Origin of the sequence: Salmonella sp. SAL4457, from assembly GCF_046548235.1 — a bacterium.
Taxonomy (GTDB): domain Bacteria; phylum Pseudomonadota; class Gammaproteobacteria; order Enterobacterales; family Enterobacteriaceae; genus Salmonella; species Salmonella enterica.
The window spans coordinates 1-276 of sequence record NZ_JBGDZO010000413.1 but is presented as its reverse complement, the minus strand read 5'-3'; the positions used below and the strand labels follow the sequence as shown (position 1 = coordinate 276).

The 276-nt window shown below is 69.9% G+C and carries 1 protein-coding gene; it reads left to right on the top strand.

Annotated features, from left to right (window positions below):
• The coding region (locus ACLJNW_RS24855; RefSeq protein WP_410961311.1) for a hypothetical protein at window positions 1-180 on the top strand (180 nt) is incomplete at its 5' end.
• Between the last annotated feature and the right edge of the window lie 96 nt (window positions 181-276).

Below are 276 nucleotides of genomic sequence, written 5' to 3'. Positions count from 1 at the left end.
GGCGTACGCCGTATCGAGGCGGTCACCGGCGCGGCGGCGCTGGCCTACCTGAACGGTGCCGAGGAGCAGCTCAAGGAAGCCGCCAGCCTGGTCAAGGGCAGCCGCGACAACCTGCTGGACAAGCTCGGCGCCCTGCTGGAGCGCAACCGCTCGCTGGAGAAGGAGCTGGAACAGCTCTAGGCCAAGGCTGCCAGCGCGGCCGGCGACGACCTTTCGGCGGCGGCGGTGGAAATCAAGGGCGCGAAGGTACTCGCCGCGCGCCTCGATGGTCTGGAC